The sequence below is a fragment of the Spirosoma migulaei genome (assembly GCF_054776855.1).
Genome location: NZ_BAAHBG010000011.1, coordinates 389454 through 407747, shown reverse-complemented (window position 1 = coordinate 407747; position 18294 = coordinate 389454). Strand labels below are relative to the sequence as shown.

Annotated in this window: 15 protein-coding genes; 9 read left to right on the top strand and 6 right to left on the bottom strand. The window is 50.6% G+C overall.

Features of this window, described 5'->3' with window-relative positions; all coding sequences use genetic code 11:
* Positions 1–71: 71 nt before the first annotated feature.
* From ACYVGO_RS15345 to ACYVGO_RS15320, 6 genes are all read left to right on the top strand, one after another.
* On the top strand, positions 72–1073 hold the full coding sequence (locus tag ACYVGO_RS15345) for an acyltransferase family protein (protein ID WP_460970034.1): 1002 nt from the start codon (positions 72–74) through the stop codon (positions 1071–1073).
* 143 nt (positions 1074–1216) lie between these two features.
* Positions 1217–2920, top strand: a complete 1704-nt coding sequence (locus tag ACYVGO_RS15340; protein ID WP_460970033.1) for an IPT/TIG domain-containing protein — start codon at positions 1217–1219, stop codon at positions 2918–2920.
* 443 nt (positions 2921–3363) lie between these two features.
* The gene (locus ACYVGO_RS15335) at positions 3364–3894 is read left to right on the top strand and encodes a hypothetical protein (RefSeq protein ID WP_460970032.1); all 531 of its coding nucleotides are present in this window, start codon (positions 3364–3366) and stop codon (positions 3892–3894) included.
* Positions 3895–3945: 51 nt separating this feature from the next.
* Complete coding sequence (locus ACYVGO_RS15330) at positions 3946–4113, top strand: hypothetical protein (RefSeq protein WP_460970031.1); 168 nt, start codon at positions 3946–3948, stop codon at positions 4111–4113.
* Positions 4067–4402 (top strand): ATP-binding protein, encoded by a 336-nt coding sequence (locus ACYVGO_RS15325; RefSeq protein ID WP_460970030.1) that lies wholly within the window; start codon positions 4067–4069, stop codon positions 4400–4402. Before ACYVGO_RS15330 ends, ACYVGO_RS15325 begins: the two co-directional genes overlap by 47 nt.
* Positions 4403–4407: 5 nt before the next feature.
* Positions 4408–4662, top strand: a complete 255-nt coding sequence (locus tag ACYVGO_RS15320; protein WP_460970029.1) for a hypothetical protein — start codon at positions 4408–4410, stop codon at positions 4660–4662.
* Between the two features lie 325 nt (positions 4663–4987).
* Here the strand turns inward: ACYVGO_RS15320 and ACYVGO_RS15315 are convergent, their stop codons facing one another.
* Together ACYVGO_RS15315 and ACYVGO_RS15310 are read right to left on the bottom strand one after the other, a co-directional pair.
* The gene (locus ACYVGO_RS15315; RefSeq protein WP_460970028.1) at positions 4988–5269 is read right to left on the bottom strand and encodes a DNA/RNA non-specific endonuclease; all 282 of its coding nucleotides are present in this window, start codon (positions 5267–5269) and stop codon (positions 4988–4990) included.
* A gap of 12 nt (positions 5270–5281) precedes the next feature.
* Positions 5282–5695: a DUF6640 family protein gene (locus ACYVGO_RS15310; RefSeq protein WP_460970027.1), complete on the bottom strand. Its 414-nt coding sequence runs from the start codon at positions 5693–5695 to the stop codon at positions 5282–5284.
* 875 nt (positions 5696–6570) lie between these two features.
* Here ACYVGO_RS15310 and ACYVGO_RS15305 point away from each other — a divergent pair.
* The 3 genes from ACYVGO_RS15305 to ACYVGO_RS15295 all read left to right on the top strand — a co-directional run bounded on the left by ACYVGO_RS15305 (position 6571) and on the right by ACYVGO_RS15295 (position 8594).
* Positions 6571–7125 carry a Crp/Fnr family transcriptional regulator gene (locus ACYVGO_RS15305; RefSeq protein ID WP_460970026.1) on the top strand — a complete coding sequence of 185 codons (555 nt, stop codon included), beginning with the start codon at positions 6571–6573 and terminating at the stop codon, positions 7123–7125.
* A 74-nt stretch (positions 7126–7199) separates the two neighbouring features.
* Positions 7200–7634 carry an ester cyclase gene (locus tag ACYVGO_RS15300; protein WP_460970025.1) on the top strand — a complete coding sequence of 145 codons (435 nt, stop codon included), beginning with the start codon at positions 7200–7202 and terminating at the stop codon, positions 7632–7634.
* A gap of 348 nt (positions 7635–7982) precedes the next feature.
* Positions 7983–8594 (top strand): DUF1579 family protein, encoded by a 612-nt coding sequence (locus ACYVGO_RS15295; protein ID WP_460970087.1) that lies wholly within the window; start codon positions 7983–7985, stop codon positions 8592–8594.
* Positions 8595–9000: 406 nt separating this feature from the next.
* On the opposite strand, the gene ACYVGO_RS15290 is transcribed toward ACYVGO_RS15295, so the two are convergent.
* The 4 genes from ACYVGO_RS15290 to ACYVGO_RS15275 all read right to left on the bottom strand — a co-directional run bounded on the left by ACYVGO_RS15290 (position 9001) and on the right by ACYVGO_RS15275 (position 18191).
* Positions 9001–9258 (bottom strand): hypothetical protein, encoded by a 258-nt coding sequence (locus ACYVGO_RS15290; RefSeq protein WP_142774892.1) that lies wholly within the window; start codon positions 9256–9258, stop codon positions 9001–9003.
* A 21-nt stretch (positions 9259–9279) separates the two neighbouring features.
* A complete protein-coding gene (locus ACYVGO_RS15285; RefSeq protein WP_460970024.1) occupies positions 9280–10293 on the bottom strand; it encodes a ScyD/ScyE family protein in 1014 nt (337 codons plus the stop codon).
* 102 nt (positions 10294–10395) lie between these two features.
* Entirely contained in the window at positions 10396–11061 is a 666-nt protein-coding gene (locus tag ACYVGO_RS15280; protein ID WP_460970023.1) for a hemerythrin domain-containing protein, read from the bottom strand.
* Positions 11062–11132: 71 nt separating this feature from the next.
* Positions 11133–18191, bottom strand: coding sequence for a putative Ig domain-containing protein (locus ACYVGO_RS15275; RefSeq protein ID WP_460970022.1), 7059 nt, complete (start codon positions 18189–18191; stop codon positions 11133–11135).
* Between the last annotated feature and the right edge of the window lie 103 nt (positions 18192–18294).

Sequence of the window (18294 nt, the reverse complement as noted above, 5' to 3'; positions counted from 1 at the left end):
ATCGCTTCTGATGATCTAAGATTTAAATAAGCTCAGGCAAACACACAGTCCTAAGCGAATCTGATATAAAAATGACGGTACGCCATACATCCATTGATTACATGAAATCCTTTCTGGTGATCGGGATGATATTGGCTCATTCTATTCAGTTATTAAGTCAGCCCAAAGGCTTTTTCTGGCTATTTTCAACGGGTATAAACCTCATTACTTTTTCTGGCTTCTTTTTTTGCTTTGGCTACGTTTTTTACGGTGCTTACCTAGTCAGAAAACACGAAAATATAAGGCAGAAAATAGCTAAAACGGCTCTAAAGACCTTGATAGGCTATTATTTGTCGTCTTTTGCTTCTTCATTGCTATTAACTGAGCATTTTACTGGAAATAAATATGAGCTTTCGTTTGCTAGTAGTTTGAAGGTTATTGTCTTTTTGGAAATTCCTTGGTACTCAGAATTCCTACTAGCCTTTTTTCTGATTACGGTTCTGGTCTTTTTATTTCTCTCGTTCTTTCGAAAACTGATTACGTCAAAAGTTTTGGCCGTAGGTATTGTTACCTTTTGTTTGCTGGTTCTTTTGTTTCTACCGAATAGTCTGGCAATACCTTACCCACTCAATTTATTCGTTGGTGATAGGGATCGCCTTATTTTTCCAGTTATTCAATACATGCCCGCCTTTTTGATAGGTATTTATTTCGCGAGGTATAAATTTGAATTTCAGTGGATTGTATTCCTATTAAGCCTGGTCGGCAGTGGCTTGTTTGCTTTCTACTACCTGAAAAATCACGAACTACCCACACGATTTTTGCCGTCTATCTATTGGGTACTTGGCTCAACGGGTATTTTGTATGTATACTTCTTAGCCACAAACTGGCTTGAAAAAAGATCAATAGTTATAGTATCCGTATTGCTAATCGGGATGAATACACTCTTCTATTTATTGATAAGCAATTTTATTTTATTCGCGTTAAGCATTACCTTAAAAACGACCCCATCAATAGCCTTGGGTATTGGCATTTTCATAATCGCTACAATTGGGTTTCTAACTAGTCTGGTACAAAAGTTTCGTTTGACTGTATAGATAAAAAAAAGATAGCCCTTATTAAAACGAATAAGCCACTAAGTAGTAACGGTTTATTGGTAGTACAAATGATCGCCTGCCAAGTTCTGTATTTTCTTCTTTAAGTATCAATTCATTAACAAAATTTTATCTGTAAACAACGTATGGAAATCATCAAACATCTGTTCATTTCGCTTCTCGTTTTGGCGAGCCTGTCAGTGAGTATAGTCGCCTGTAAAAAGACGAACGACGATCCCCCGGTTACGCCAATTCCGGTAACCAGTATCACTAGTATTGACCCATCTACCGCCCCGGTTGGCAGTACAATCGCTATCACCGGTACTAATTTTAATACTGACCCTGCCAGTATTACTATTACGATTGGAGGAGTTACGGCCACTGTCGTGTCGGCTACAGGAACACGCCTGGTCGTTGTAGTGCCTACCGGAGTCGTTAGTGGTCCCGTTTCAGTCACATCCGGTGGTCAGATGGCACAAAGCCAGGGATCATTTACGGTCAGTCTGCCCAATCTCAAACCCACGAAGGAAGTACAAGGGACTACTTTTGCCAACCTGACTTGGAAAAAAGACACGATTTATCTGCTGCGTGGGCTTGTGTATATTCCGGCTAAATATACCTTAACCATCGAACCAGGAACGATCATCAAAGGAGCAGGCCCTGAGCTAGATCCATTAGGTTCTGGCCATCCAGGAACGTTGATCATTGAACGATTGGGAAAACTAGTAGCAACAGGAACAGCCGCACTTCCTATTGTGTTTACATCGGCCAAAGCAGCTAACCAGCGGAATTATGGCGACTGGGGTGGTCTTGTCCTAATTGGTAAAGCGCCCATAAATCAGCTTGCTACAACGACTAATCCGGGTGGCATACGGGGTACGGTTGAAAGTTATGGTGAACCCCTCGATAATTCAGGTACGCTACAATATGTACGGATCGAGTATGCAGGGGCCGTACAGCCCACTTCGCCAGTAAGTCGACTTGGTGGTTTGTCGTTATATGGCGTTGGTTCAGGGACAATCATCGATCATATCCAGATCTCATTCAGTGGTGGTGATGCGTTCTCTTGGTTCGGTGGTTCAGCTAACCTGAAAAATCTGTTTGCCTACCGAAATTTCGACGACAACTGGAGTATTGATTGGGGGTATGTTGGGAATGTTCAGTTCGGCGTTTCCCTGCGTGACCCAGATGTTGCTGACGTATCGGGTTCTAATGGATTTGAGATAGAAAATTTCTCACCAACCGCCACGGCTGATGTTACCGCCGTTGTTCTGGCGAACGGCCTTACGCAGACTGCTCCTGTCTTTACGAACATGAGTGATTTTGCATTCAGTACAACACCTGCCACTGCTACTACAGCAAAGGGAACAGGTGCTTACAAATCAGCTATATACCTACGTCGGAACAGCGCTATTAGCATTTACAATTCCCTGTTTTACGGTTATCCAGAAGGATTGCGATTGGAATCGATGGGATCGGGAACGGGTCTGACCAGTGGTACAATCGATTTACGGGGGATTGTGCTGGCCAATGTGCTTACACCCATCGCAGGTGCTGGTGTACTTACAACCGACCAGGTTACGTCCTACTTTACCACTACTGGACGTAACAATCAAATCATTCAAACAACTGACCTGACTTCGCTTTTATTGAATGGGTCTACGTTCAGTCTTACCACGCCTACATTTCTGCCTCAGGCCCTTTCACCACTATTAGCGGGGGGCGTAACAGGTGGTAAACTAGCCAATCCATTTATTACTTCTGTTGCCTATCGTGGGGCTTTTGGAGCTGACAATTGGTTATCGGGTTGGATCAGTACCAATCCTCAGGTTACCGATTACGATCGGTAACAAAGCAAGCCTTGTCAGCACGTAGTAGGGTTGACCAAACCACGTATTAAGCTGTTCAAGTGAGAATAGAGGATTGTTTTAAGAACAGGTCAATCAGGCCTTGGAAAAAAGTTGATTTCCAAGGCCTGATTGACCTATAAACGTTGGTTGTTAGGCTTAATTCAAGCGCATGAAATTCTCTTGGGCAATACATAGTTGAGACCCTTATCCCTTCCTTGTAGAGGCAACTTCGGTTGAGGCCAACTATAGAGCGTTGCCTCAAATGGCCTAGAGGCTAATTCTTACCTACTTGAGAATGTTTATATAGTTTAAAAGGTATTCAAACAAATTTGAATTTAGGCCTCCTTAACTACTTCCACGGTTTCATATGTACCGTTAACTATTAATAAGTATATTCTATTCCATTTATACCATTTAGCTTAGCCTATTTCTCAACTGTCAAGATGACTAAAACCCGAGTTAACGCTGAAAAGCTACTTCACCTGCTGGTTAATAATCTAGCTATGCGCCGGGAAACGATCCTCAATTTATGGCGTACCCGCTGTCTGAATGACCAGGAGCTGAACAGCAAAATCAGCTTTTCCCGCGAAGAATTTAATGATCAGGCACCGGCCTTGCTTAATATTTTAGGCCAGCGTTTAACAGGAGAAATCCAAGAGTCAGACACGCTTGAACGGGTGGGTGAACATGGGATCCATCGCTGGCAACGTGGCTACTCCCTGCCCGAATTGCCCACGGAGTTGGAGCATTTTTATTGGGTCATACTCGATGAGGTACGTACGTTTCAGCAGCAACACCTTCCGCTCTCAGGGGATAATCTTACAGAAATTTATCGACAGGTGTTTAAGCTGGAAGCCGAAAGCAAACGGGGTAGTGTGCTGTACCACGATCAACTGCGGCAGACCTACGCAGCCCAGCAAGCCAATAGCCTCCAAGATGCCCTGGCTTCACTTCAGCAGATGAGTCAACAATAGGATGATCACCTGAGCCACAGCTCGCATGATTTGCGCTCCAGCTTTAATATCATGACCTTAGCCGCGCACTTATTAAAGCTGCCTACCACCAAGAAAGCGCGCGAGCAGTATGTCGATATGCTGAATCGCACCCTGGCTTATATCGGTGACATGCTGTATCAGCTAACGGATTATGCCCGGATTGAAGCGGGAAAAGACCTTGGCTATCCACTCGTTTGATGCAGCTGCTTTAATTCAGGAATGCGTTGATGTAGCCCAACCTTTGGTTGGGAAACGACCTATCCGCTTACAAGGCGATGGTCCTGACAGTCTGCTGGTACATAGTGATGCGGTCAAGATTCAGCGTATCCTACAAAACTTATTCTACAATGCCTTGAAGTATACCCAATCGGGTTGGGTGCACGTGTCCTGGGCTCAAGAAAATGAGACCCGCTGGATATTAAGTGTCCAGGATTCGGGCGCTGGTTTTCCCCCCACCAGCCCACCGGGTTTGTTAGCCGAGAGTTAAAGCCCTTGAGTCAACCCAGTAGCACCCATCAATCAACAGGGCCTGAAGAGTATCCGCTTCAAAAGCCACCGACAACGGAATCGCTGGAAATACCTTCGATCAGCGGCCACAAAGAAAGTGAAGGGTTAGGCTTGTTCATTGTCAAAAAGCTGTGTGAATTACTGCAGACCAGCATGGACATGGAAAGTGTTGTGGGCAAGGGCACTTTAGTGCGCATTCGGTTTTTATCGAACCAGGAGTTAACTCATGAGGCTACTTAATCTTTTTTTTACCACACTTGTAAACAAGCGATTGTGTTGTCATACAAATAGGCCGCTATTTACACTCTCCATAAACTTGACATTTCGGTGTTTTCTGGAATTGTTATTTCGTATTTTTTAGAATAGCATGAAATGGAATTATCCTGTTTAGCCGGTCGCCTGGCGATAGAATAACTATAACCTATGGTTTATAAGCATAAACAAATAGGCGAAGCTATGCGCTTTTAAGACTAGCTATATAAGTTGGTTAGTATGAGCTAACGCAGGTATGTGCCCTAATCAATTGCCTATTGAGCTAAAATCAATCGCCGGGCATTTTTGTGACTTAAATATTAAAACTGTCAGTACTCGCCTCAATCCCTTTTTGCACACTCTCCGGCGCATTCAACAACAAATTATACCCCGTCTGCTTCTCAACTTCATCGACGCTGACCCGGTAGCTTCCCCAGGCTCCTTCACCGATTACGTTTGTGTTCGGCATCCAGACTGCAATAACTCGCGTCTGCGCGTTTATCCGATTCACATCATCTGAGCCTACCGGCAGCACCACTATCACCTTCCAGAGCGCAACAGGAACTGGCAATAGTTGATATCTTACTTTTAACACATGCTATTTGACTCAATGCATCGTAGTTGATCGACCTAGTCTACGAGTTTCCAGCCAATAGCCAACCCCCAAAAACAAAAACAGAACTCCATCCAGGATAAGTTGATCTGGCCATTGACCAGGATGAGTAAATTCGGGATCAAACAGAGCCGTACCAGGAAAAAAATAAGCACCTAACTGACCGAGCCAGTACAAACACCCGAAAAGCACAGCTAATTGGAGGGTGGATCGCTTTTCGCCTTTCTGAAACCATAAAAACCAGCCCGATAGCAAGCCCAATAGTGCACCAAGGACCATTGTCTGTGCATTGTGGAACTTAGCGTGAGGTGGCCACCGGGGGTTGAAGATGTGGGTCTCATTCCAATCGAAAACAAATCCACCCAGAGTTGTTATCAACGCTACGAGTGTGATCAACAGCTTGCCCATTTAATTTGATTAGTTTCGTTAAATCATACAATAATAACTTTGTTAAAGATAAGAACTTTCATATAAGCTCGAATTTCCGGTTAGCTTTTTTCAAAGTAGCCAACAAGGGTAAATCTATGAAACTAGATGTTGTGGCTCCACTAGGATTATCTATTGTCGTGTTATTGTCATGCATAGGCGTCGGATTAGCCTGAGTAGGAGAGCTGTTTACATTGATCGAGCGGAAAAACGAGGAGAATACCTATACTTATCTGTGTGATTGTTTTCATAAACTAATCAGAACAAAAACGGGTCGGGGGAACCACCCACCTGACCCAAGAAGCCGAGGGAACCACCCGCTCGGCTCTGACCAAACCAAGTAGCCACGAATGGCCGCTTGTTTAAAAGGAAAAATACGTACGGTAACCCGGCAACTTATCCCCCGGCAAATAAAAAGTTTTGTCTATCTATTATCATAAATGTCCCCTATTTCGTCCCCTACCCTTTTTTATTAAAATTAAATATTTGAATTTCAGCACATTAATACATTTAGTTCAAGTCCTATAGGAGGCTCAACTTTTGAATCAAGCACTTAACAAATACGTTAAGTGCTTTTTTTTGTAAGATTGCAAAACATTTTGATGGGTTGATTTCAGACTAAACAATCGCCTGCCAAGCAAGTAGATTTGTTAAAAACGAGTGGGCAGAGCCAATAAGCGTACTCACAATTATGATAGTAAAGGCTATCAAGACATTTCAGCCAATGCTTGTTGGCTTACTCAAGCTGCTTGATCTCCTCGACGCTATTGCCATTATGTTTTAACTAAAAAGTTCGGAGTAGTTAAAGCCCATGACAGCGACAATTAATATATTGGCACTTATACAACTAGTTCGTCATGCTTGACGCTCTTAAAAAGACGACACAATTAGATGGAGATGCTTGGTTGTTATTCAGCAAGATAGTGACTCACCAGCAATTGATGAAAGGCGAAACTCTAGTACAGCCTGGCCAACTTTGTAGGCATATATTCTTCCTGCAAACTGGACTTATACGGAGTTTTTATCTTAAAGAAGGGGATGAACGGAATGTAGCGTTTAGTGTTGAAAACTCGTTTCTAACGGACTTGAAAAGTTTGCGTAACCAGGAGCCAAGCGAACTAACTATCCAAGCACTTGAGCCCTCACTAGTGCTGAAAATGGCCAAAATAGACTTGATTAATCTGTATCAGCAATCTCATCAGATTGAAGCTTTAGGCAGAAAGTTAGTAGAATCTTTTTTAGAAGAGCAGGAGGAATACGCGTCTTGGTTTACCTTGTATTCGGCTAAAGAACGCTATGATTTGTTAATTCAAAAGAAGCCTGAGTTAATTGAAAGACTTCCGTTGGGTCAATTGGCATCTTTCTTAGGAATTCGTCGGGAAACATTAAGCCGAATCCGTCGCTTGAAGTAATGCTTTTTTGACTTTTGTCACACATTTTTCGCTTACGGGCTGTCTACTTTTGCTTCCATTAAACTAAAGAAGCAATGGACATAAATCAAACGAAGCAGTTGGCAATCAACTTCATTGAAGAAATTTGGAATCAACAACAGTATGTTAAACTGGATGATTATCTTCATCCTGACTATGTTGACCACTCCCTACCAACGCCCCTAGCCCCCAACAGAACTGGCTTATTAAAGTGGATTCAAGCCACCAGTCAATCATTCTCGCATCAGACTGTTATTGAGGATCAAGTTACCGAAGGAGACAAGACAATTCTAAAAGTTAAACTGTTGATGACCCATATTGGGCTATGGCGTGGTATCGAAGCGACCAGGGCTCAGGTCAGCACTACAGGGTATCGATTCTACCGATTAGCCGATGACAAGATCATTGAACATTGGGCTGCCATTGACGGTACAGTGTTAGAGGCCCAACTGAAACATAAAGCAAGTGAAGGTTGCAAAATTCCGGAATAATGTATTACTGTACGATCACGCCTATTGTAATTAATAGTCTGATTTCTCGTTTAATTCACTTTCCATAAAGTGAGTTCTTCAACGGCTCTAGGAAAGGGGCAAAGGTAGCCAATCCTAAGTTTTGTACTTTTCCAGAGGTATTATATCATTTGCTTGACTAGGGTACGCCAGCGGACGTACAAAGCGACAGAACTAGTTCAGACTTTTTTTGGGTGGATAGGCTGGTCTAACGCGGTGTGCTTACTTCAAACACACAAAATAATACCATTGCCTCAAAGTCAGTACCCTACTTGCTCGCATACCGCTATCTTGAATTAACATGCGCTTTCCGAATCAGAAACCGGTTAAATCAATGAAAAATACGTTGCTTTACCTAATATACATTTTTCTTTTTGCTGGCTGCTTGGCCTAGGGACAAACGCCGTCAAAAGCGCCCACCAAAGAGCAGGAAACAATGGCCAACTACTGGATTACTCCAGACCAGGCCCTAACCATGCCATCCTGGCGGGTTTGATCGGAACATGGGCTTTTCAGGATAAGAACTTATCGTTTGTGAAAGGAACGCTCGTCCGAAAATCAATCTTTGAAGGACGGTTCTTTTGGGTAGAGATAACGGGTGGTCCCTTACAAATACCAATTGCGGAGGGCAAAACCAAACTGGCAAACTACCAGGGACTGGAGATTGAAGGCTATGATAACGTCAGAAAATGCTATGTGACCACCTCCATTAACAATCATATCGGCAGCGAGACCAACCAACAAATCGGCCAGTATAATGCCCAAACCAACGTTTTTACCTACGAGTGGGAAAGTGAGTTACGGCCCGGTTTGCCACAAAAGAATCGCAAACTATTGCGAATAATTGACCCTGAGCATTATACGGAGGAGTACTATGAGCAGCAAAACGGTATCGAGAAAAAGGTTAGGGAGTTGAGTTATACAAGAACTACAGCCAAGTGATGGGTCGGGGACATGTTTTGAATACCACCTATAGAGTCAATAGTTGCCTTCTAAAAAAAGTAGTGCTAACAACCCCTTTAGCGATCTATTCTGCTGCTTACCCTGAGCCTTGGCCTGCTCTCCCTATCCCAGGTACAAACCTTGTATCTTTTTTGTCTTGCCCTGTTCAAATACGTATTTAAGTGAGGCCATAAAAATGGCTAGCAACTTCGTTCCCTACGATCAATTACGGGATAGTACTGTATTAGTAGATGTTAAAGTCCCCTCCTATTTGCTGTTAGTATTAATCGTTTCAGATGGTCTTATGGCTGTTAGTGGTACTATTGTTGATTTACGTCGGTAATTAAAATAGGGGAGCAGTCAACACTCGTACGAAATGTATAAATTAAGAAAGAGTATAATAAAATCAGGACAGAACGCGCAGCACTTGGTGATACTCCCTGGTCAACTGGAGCAGGTGATCAACTATAGATGACCCATCAAACGCTTCGACGGGTAAGTCGAAGCGTTTGCCCTTTTCATCCAGCAGGTAAGCCGATACCAGCACGTTACCATTGGCAACAAAACTGTTTAGGACTTCCAGTTGTATCTCCAGTTCCGCACAGCAAACACCAGGGCTATGCAGGGTACCATCCGGAGCCTTTAGAGAAAAATAAAGAGTCATGGCCTTGCTGGTAGGGAGAGACTAGAACGTAATTTTATATAAGGTCCCGTCGCCCAGGCTGGTCAGATAAGCCGTGTGGCTATCAACCACTTTCAAGTCCGTTGGCAGGTTCAGCTTGTCGAGCAACACATCGCTACTGGTTCCTTTTGCCCGGAGCAGCCGACCCGTTTTCGGAGTCCAGCCCATGGGCCCAAACACGGCAAATTCAAGCGCTAAATAGTTGCCACTGCCATCGTTTTCCAGATCAACCAGGCTGTTAAAGGTCTGCTGAAAGACACTGATTTTCCCAGCCAGATCCATCCTATAAATGAGCGCTTTGCCCGCCGGAAACGGGAAACCAAGCAAGGTACTGATGGCGAACTGCTTGCCATCATAAACGATACCCGTTGGTACCGACTCAATAAAAGGCGGTCCCGGTGGTGGACCAGCCGGATTAGGATTGGCAATACCCGGAACGGCCGTTACCACGCTTATCTGCCCGGTTTTAGACCGGCGAAGAATGGCATTGGCGGCTGCATCGGCGATGTAGAGAGCACCATCAGGACCAAGCGTCATATTGTAAAGATGGGATTCACCCGTGTCCTCGGTAAAGGTATAGTCAATGACGGTCTTCTGAATGTTTTCCGGCGTCAGACTAGATGCTGGAATCGGTGCATTACCCGTTTTGTACGATGCTAGATTGAACGTATAGAGACCTTTGGCATTCAGAATATAAAGCACACCATCGGCGGCCAGCAGGTGATCGGTTGCGTCCAGCTCATTATCGGGGCGTGTAAAGGAATATAATCCGGTGATTATCGGATGCACTTTCCCATCCGGTGTGATTTCCGAGACGCGGCCGTCATTGTTGCCCGTGCCTTGTTCCGTGACAAAGACCCGTCCATTGGCATCGGTTTCTACGCCAATGAGCCCCACCAGGCCGGTAGCCAGCGTGGTCGTCGTGGGCTGAACAGGGGTGGTTATTCGGTGATCCTGACAGCCGGTGAGTAGGCTACCCGCCAGAAATAAAGAGAGAATGGGCAGTTTGTAATGCATAACCTGAGTTGTTTTTAAGAATAGTAATGGATAATAAAAACGCTTACGAAAAATCATAGCTATTGAGTAGACGGAAGCTGGAAAAAACACAACTTCTAGCTGTCAGGCCAGTGCGGCCTGCACGTTCGTCAATCGCTCGGTCGATAGCTCCTCCTGGGCCAGTTGCCAAAACCGATCGTATACCGCCTGGGGAGCCCCGTGTTTTACGCCCGACAGCCAGGCAATCACTTCCTTATCGTTGATGGAGCGCATCATCCAGCGACTCTCGGCCATCAGCGTCTGAGGGGGAATGGACGCTATAATCGCCTGTTCCATCTGCCGAATCTCGGCATCGGTGTAGTGCTTCCAGAGCAGGTCGATCAGTACGGTCTCTTCCTTATTCATATGGTAGAGATTAAAGGCGATAAATTCATGGAAGGCAAACAGGATCTGCTGCCCGATGGCTTCACGCTGGTTACTGGAGGTGGCGGTTTCCCACGCCCGTATGTGATCAAAGAGCGTCTGGGTCAGTTGGTGATCGATCTGGTGATCGTTTTCCAGTTCGTCAATGAGCTGCGTCTGGTAGGGGCGAATGTGAGGCAGAATAAAGTGGTCCTCATTCTCAGCGTGTTCATCGAAAAACAGGAGTAACTGATGTAATGGCTCAATGGCCTGGCTGGCTTGTGGCCCAGAAAAATCAGTTTGTTGTAAGCGAAGCGCCGTATCATACAGCATGCCCCGCAGCCCTTTGTGAATTTGGGTGAAGATGTTGTGTCGTTGATCTTGCATGGGTTTTAACAGGTATGTATTGGTCTGATTAGTTGACAATTGAGTTGATTGCTCATTGGGTACGGCCCGGCTCATAAGGCTTGAATAATGCGGGCATACACATTGTTGAGCCGATTCACATCGTACTGCCCACTACTATCGTCGGCTACGTTCACCGTGATGTTGGACACACTGCCCGAGTTGGCACTCGTCCGGCTGATGCTTACACCCAGACTCACTGTACTGTTAGCTCCCACCCCCTGGCCCCCATTAATGGTTAGACTCAACTGCCGACCCTGCACCGAATTACTTTGATGCCAGCGGACATTATCGACTGCCACCGGGTTGGCACTTCTCCCCGACACGCTGATAGTAGTCAGTGTGTTGTCGAAGTTGACGCTGTAGCCAGGGGGGACGCTGATGGTCACTACAATGGCTCCACCAGCCGCTGTGCCATTGACCTCCTGAAGCTGCAGCAGCAAGCCCTTGGTGGCCCCCACCTCAAAGTTGGCATCGGGCAGACTAACGGTGGCCGTCAGGTCGGGACCGCTCAGGGCCGTCACGCTCACCAGGGCGCTTTGGCTACAGCTTCCACTGCTGGCCACCACGGTAAAGGTTTGCACCCCGGCCGTTGGTAAGCGGGCTGTCACCGCCGAACTGGTGGGGGGGCTGGTCAGGGAGGCCGAGCCAGGGGCGCTCCATTGGTAGGCGATTGGGCTGGTGGCTCCACTGGCCGAAGCGGTCAGACTGACTAACCCACCCACATTGACCAGGGGCGGGGTGGCTCCCGCCATAACGGTTAGCACCGATTGGCAGTCCGATTGGCGCTCACTCTCATAGGCTCCCATGTCGATGGTCGTTTGCTGAATCCGGCTATTCCCCCCCAGATCGGTGGCCGGTCCCCCCGCCGTCTGGTAGGCCCCGTTGTCGCCCGCGTTGATAGCCGGCGAGCCCGCTCCTAAAAGCAAGCTGGTGGGACTGGCAAAAGGCGAGCTGGCCGTGGTTCGGTTATTACCAGCGTCCGTGTAGCCTGTGACGGAAGCCTCCAGCAGACTGTAGCGGGCCGACAGGGTCACCTCACCCGTGTTGGAGAAGGTAGTGGCTCCCCCATTGTCAAACAGCACGCTGTTGGCCAGCGTTAGCCCGATGGGGCCACCAGCTGGAGCCCCCCCCGGTATGGAGGTTGCATTGTAGAGAGCGCCACCCGCCCGGTTGCCCGAAAACGAGCAGTTGGTGATAAGGGCATTGAGGACACCGGCCTGTATCGTGGCCTGCCAGATGGCGCCACCCTGGGTCGCGCTATTGCTCTGAAAGGCGCAGTTGGTGATCGCTGGGCTGAGGGTGCCCCCAAACGAGACGTTAGCGATGGCTCCGCCCCATTGGGTTGCGCTATTAGCCTGAAAGAAACAGTTGGTAATCACCGGAACGCTGTTACCACTGGTCGTATAGTTGGCGATGGCTCCCCCAACACCCGCCGTGTTCTGCTCGAAGCGACAGTTACTGATGGTCGGACTGGCCGCACTGCCAGCCCCATAATTTAGGATGGCTCCGCCTATGTTAGCCGCATAGTTGTTGATAAAAAACAGGTTGGTCAGCGTAGGGCTACTGCTGCCTGTATTGGTCACGTTCGTCAGCCCTCCCCCGATAGGCACATTAGAAGCCTCGGCCCGGCCACCAGTGATGACAAAGCCATCTAGCACGGTGGTGGGAACCAGATCGGCCCCAGCGACGACCACCAGGCTGTTGTCCAGGTCGTTACCCGGCTGGCCAATATCCCCACTCAGGGTGCTACTGCTGGGCTTCGATGCACCGCCGAGGTTGGGGTTGACCGAAGGGCGCTGCGAGAGAGCCGTTTCGTTGCCCACAAACCCCCCGTAGAGGGCCACCCCGGAGAGCAGTGAAAAGTAAACATTGCGGTCACCGGTGGGAGTGGGTTTGTAAACGCCCCCGGCCACCCAAATTTCCTTGAGATTATTCGCGCAGGCGTTGCCCACACTAAGGGCTGATTGCAGATCGGTGAAGGCATTGGCCCAGTCCAGGCCCGTATTGGCACCCGTGGCGCTGGCGTTGACGTAAAAACGGGCGGGCACCACGGGCCCAACCGTCAGACTAAAGGCGGTACTGGTCAGACTGAGTCCTCCCCCGGTAATCACCACCACGTAGCTACCCGCATCCGTGGGATTAGCCGAGGCCAGCGAGAGGGTAGCCGAGGTCTGGCCCGAAACCAGGGTGTTGTTCTTGTACCACTGGTAGGCGGTGGGTGTGCCCGAAACGCCCACGCTCACACTGACGGAGTTGTCCGCACAGACCAACAGGCTGGCTGGGGGCTGGCTGGTGATGCTAAACGGAGACACATTGATTACGTAGGGAGTCCCAATGCCTGGGCAGCCATTGGCATCGGTGGCCTGAATGACGACCGTAAAACTGCCGGTTTGGGTTGGGCTTCCTGACAATCGGCCATCAGCCGACAGACTAAGGCCCGGCGGCAGACTCCCGCTGACGACGCTAAAGCTGCGGGGAGAAACGCCCCCCGAGGCCGTGAAGGCTTGACTCACCGCCTGATCCACCAAAAAAGATGACGTGGCCGGATTGGCAACGGCAATCCCAAGACTGGTCACCGTCGTGGTGGCCGATCGGGTGCAACCGTTCAGTGAACCCACCACTGCATAGGTGCCCGGACTGTTCACGACCAGCGTGTTACTGGCCGGATCACCAGCTATCGTTAGGTTCCCCGTAGTAAAGGTATAGGAGGTCGCTCCCGATGCCGTCAGGGTAACACTGGGCTGGGCGCAGGTAAGCGGACCGTTATTGGTTAAACTCACCGTAGGCACCGGGTTGATTGTAACACTAGCCTGACCACTCAGGTTACTGATCGGGGCAAAGCCCTGGTCATCAAGCAGTGATTCAATGGTCAAATACAAGTAAGAGCGGGGAATATCTATCGTGCTGACAGGGATCGAGAAGGTTGACCCGCTGCCTGTGCCCACTGTACCATTGCTGAGCACGATCGTCCAGTTGCCTTTGGCGTTAATGGTGCCCTCTATGTTCGCGGACGAGCCATCGCAGATCGCCAGACTGGTGGTTGTGATGGCTGCAGTAGCTGTGTTTTGGCTAAAGTCAATGGTGGCTATGCCATCCCGGTTCCGACTGATTCCGCCGATACCTGGCGTTACGCTGGTGTTACTGCCAGCGGGACTCACATACGAATAGCCTCCCGTGGCTCCTCCATTAGACGGAAACACACTATCTCCGCCATGACCCCCACCATAACCTCCGCCCCCGCCACCAACCGGTCTCAACGGGGATGCGTCACGTCCGCCTATGGCCCCACCACCCCCAAAACCACTACCGCCAAACCCATTAATAGAACCGTCGTTATATGTCCCGCCGATACTTAGGGCCGTTAAGCTGGCGGCTCCACCGCCCGTGCCTCCGGGACTGTAGCCGCTGATCCCATTGCCTCCTGGCGCATCCAGACCACCACCGCCACCGCCACCACTGTAATTACCGTCAGCGGAAATACCATTTTGCCCCCCCTCTCCACCGGTACTGGGACCAAGGCCCTGGCCACCACCACCCGGCGTTATGTTTCTTCGCCCGCCACCGCCACCACCGCCAGCAGCCACCAGGAGCGTTTGGGTACCGCTATGAGTCAGCACCACCGCCGATCCACCACCACCACCGCCACCGCTACCGTTACCATCGCCCCCGAGGCCCAACTTACCACTCTGACCAACCATCAGTGTTAAGAGATCGCCACTCTGAACCGTATAAGACCCCTCAACACGGGCCCCCGTGCCGCCGATCGAATACGCCCCCCCGTCTCCGCCCCGAGCCGTCAACCAGACTCGGTAAGGACCACCCGCCGGGACAGTGTAGGTGTAGAGACCGGGGGTAGTGTACGTGGCGACCAAACTCATGTCGATCGGCTGCGTTACATTCACTTCGTACGGAGCACCAAGGCCTGGGCAGCCATTGGCATCGGTGGCCTGAATGACGACCGGAAAACTACCGGTCTGGGTTGGGCTTCCTGACAACTGACCATCAGCCGACAGACTCAATCCCGGCGGAAGGCTCCCGCTGACGACGCTAAAACTGCGGGGAGAAACGCCCCCCGAGGCCGTAAAGGCTTGACTCACCGCCTGACCCACTACGAAAAGTGTCGTGGCCGGATTGACAACGGTCACCGTGGCAACACTGGTCACCGTTGTGGTGGCCGAGTTAGTGCAACCGTTCTGGGAGACGCCCACCACGGAATAGGTGCCCGGACTAGTCACGACCCGGATGTTACTGGCCGGATCACCAGCTATCGTTAGGTTCCCCGTAGTAAAGGTATAGGAGGTCGCTCCCGATGCCGTCAGGGTGACACTGGGCTGGGTGCAGGTAAGCGGACCGTTATTGGTTAAACTCACCGTAGGCACCGGTTTGATTTCAGTAACACTAGCCTGACCACTCAGGTTACTGACCGGGGCAAAGCCCTGGTCATCAAGCAGCGATTCAATGGTGTACGTGGTGGGGCTGGCCGGGCTGACAGGGATCGAGAAACTGGTCCCGCTGCCCGTGGTCGTTAGGCCGTTAGTCAGCACCAGGGTCCAGCTGCCTGTGGCGCTAACGGTGCCCTCTATGTTCGAGGGCGTGCCCTGGCAGACCGCTAGGTTGGTGGTTGTGATGGCTGCGGTAGCCGTATTTTGGCCAAAACCAATGGTGGCTACGCCCTCCCGGTTCCGACTGGCTCCGCCGATACCCGGCGTTACGCTGGTGTTACTGCCAGCGGGACTCACATACGAATAGCCTCCCGTGGCTCCATCAACCGGAGCTCCATTATCTCCGCCATGACCACCACCATAACCTCCGCCCCCACCACCGACTGGTCTCCCTGGGAGTGAGTCACCTCCGCCCACGCCCCCACCACCCCCAAAACCACTACCGCCAGCCCCATCATCAGAACTTCTATACGGCCCGCCGGAACTTGGGGCCGTTAAGCTGGCGGCTCCACCGCCCGTGCCTCCCGGATCGAAACCGCTGCCCCCATTGGCCCCTGGCGCATCCAGACCACCACCACCACCGCCACCACTGTAATTACCAGTTGATCGGCCACCTACTCCACCGGTACTGGGGCCAAGGCCCTGGCCACCACCACCCGGGGTTATGTTTACTTGTCCACCACCGCCACCACCGCCAGCAGCCACCAGGAGCGTTTGGGTACCGCTATGGGTCAACACGATCGCTGAACCACCACCGCCACCACCACCGCCCCTACTGAAGAGCCTGCCACTCTGGCCAACAATCACCGTTAAGAGATCGCCACTCTGAACAAAATAAGACCCCTCAACACGGGACCCAGTGCCGCCGAGCGACTGCGCCCCCCCGTCTCCGCCCCGGGCCGTCAACCAGACTCGGTAAGGGCCACCCGCCGGGACCGTGTAGGTGTAGAGACCGGGGGTAGTGTATGTGAGGGCCGGACCTGTGAAGGTAGACTGGGTTACATTCACTTCGTAAGGAGCACCAAGGCCTGGGCAGCCATTGGCATCGGTGGCCTGAATGACGACCGGAAAATTACCGGTCTGGGTTGGACTTCCTGACAACTGACCATCAGCCGACAGACTCAATCCCGGCGGAAGACTCCCGCTGACGACGCTAAAGCTGCGGGGAGAAACGCCCCCCGAGGCCGTGAAGGCTTGACTCACCGCTTGACCCACTACGAAAAACGTCGTGGCCGGATTGACAACGGTCACCGTGGCAACACTGGTCACCGTTGTGGTGGCCGATCTGATGCAACCGTCCAGGGAGCCCACCACGGAATAGGTGCCCGGACTAGTCACGACCCGGATGTTACTGGCCGGATCACCAGCCAGCGGTAGGCTTTCCGTAGTAAAGGTATAGGAGGTCGCTCCCGATGCCGTCAGGGTAACACTGGACTGGGTGCAGGTAAGCGGACCATTACTGGTCAAACTCATCGTGGGCGAAATTATGACAGCAGCCGTTCCCGTTAGCTTGTTAGCATCGGCCAATCCCTGTTGATCGGTTAGGGAAGCAATGTTGTAAGTGGTTGACATGGCCGGACTGACCGGAATCGAGAAGGTTGACCCGCTGCCTCTACCCACTGTCCCATCGCTGAGCACCAGGGTCCAGCTGCCCGTGGCACTGACCGTGCCTTGTAGATTGGTCGAAAAGCCCGGGCAAATACTCTGGTTGACCGGGGTAAGGGCTGCGGTAGCTGTGTTGTTGGGAAACGAAAGAATCACTAAACCGTCCTTGTTTTTACTGGCCCCATCGGCCCCCGGCGTTACGGTGGTGGCACTACCTGCAGGACTTACAAACGAGTAGCCACCCTGGGCATTCAAAACGGCTTGTGGGGTAGAAAAGGCTCCCGCCCCATTTCCCCCTCCATACCCACCACCGCCACCCCCGGCAGCTTGGGGAGGGTATGAGTCATATCCGCCCACGCCCCCGCCACCCCCAAAGCCACTCCCGCCAGCTCCATTTGCACCGGAATTGCCACCGGGACTGATGGCCGTTAAACTGGCGCGCCCCCCGCCAATACCACCCGGATTAAAACCTGCAGTACCATTGCCCCCCGGCCCATCCAGTCCTCCCCCGCCACCACTACCACTGTAATTGCCACCCGTTGGTCCACCTGCACCGGCAGAACTCGTTCCAATGCCCCGCCCGCCCAAGCCTTGTATCGTTTCCATAGGAAAATTTCCTCCCTGATTAGTTCCTCCCCCACCACCACCCCCAGCGGCTAGTAACAGGGTGGGGGTTCCATTATGCGTCAATATCACCGCCGACCCACCGCCACCACCGCCATTTGCTGGATTACCAGGATTACCAGTAACGGGCACACCGCTTTGGCCAATGATGAGGGTTACTACATCTCCACTCTGAGCAGTGAAGGTTCCACCAACACGGGCCCCACTGCCTCCATGTCCATCTCCGCCCCCGTCTCCGCCCTGGGCCGTTAATTTAATCTGGAAAGGGCCACCCGCCGGAACGGTGTAAGTGTAGAGACCAGGGGTGGCGTAGATGCCACCGGACTGGGCCAGCATAGGATGACCGATCAGCATAAAAGCCAGTCCCACAAGTAGGGAGGTGACCGAATAAACAAGTCGCTGAAGAGCGGGGTGAGTGAGCCGGAAAGGTAGTTTCATAAACGTATGTAGGGAAAGAAATGGGATGTACTCAACTAAATCGGATGCCGCGCCCGCGGCTTTTAGGCTGCGGGTGGAGACGTCGGTCGGGCCAGGTTCATCC